Origin of the sequence: Shewanella sp. T24-MNA-CIBAN-0130 (genome assembly GCF_040310185.1) — a bacterium.
GTDB classification, from domain to species: Bacteria; Pseudomonadota; Gammaproteobacteria; order Enterobacterales; family Shewanellaceae; genus Shewanella; species Shewanella psychromarinicola.
In genome coordinates this window covers 1-421 of record NZ_JBEOPP010000160.1, presented here as the reverse complement: position 1 = coordinate 421, position 421 = coordinate 1, and the positions used below count along the sequence as shown (strand labels likewise).

Here is a 421-nt window from a genome sequence, read left to right as displayed (position 1 = left end):
ACTAAGGCATTTCGATGGTATCCAGCGCCATCAAGCACCAAATGGATAACACCACTTGTTGAGTAACGCGCTCTAATTTGGTTTAAAAAATCGATGATGGATGCACCGTTAACCGTTTTGCTATATTGCTCAATGACCGCTTCTGTTAAGTGACCAAGTCGGATTGCACCAACCACGTTAATACGGGTTCGGCTTCCCGTCGTTTCTATCGGTTTATCAACGCCTTTTTTTATCCAGCCAGCGGTGATTTTTGTGGCTTGGGTCGGATGAACCGCATCCATAAATAATAACGGTTCATCAGGGGTTAACGAGGATTTTAGTTGCTCATAATATTCAATGAAAGCCGTTTGTTTGTCTTCATCAAATTTGTGAGGAACCCCTTTAGGGTTTTTATAGCTGAACTGATGTTTATGCAGCCATT

At 42.3% G+C, this 421-nt stretch carries 1 protein-coding gene; it reads right to left on the bottom strand.

What is annotated here, in order from left to right; all coding sequences use genetic code 11:
* Positions 1–421: transposase (locus AAEZ02_RS21905; protein ID WP_351125056.1), on the bottom strand; the 421-nt coding region annotated here is incomplete at both ends.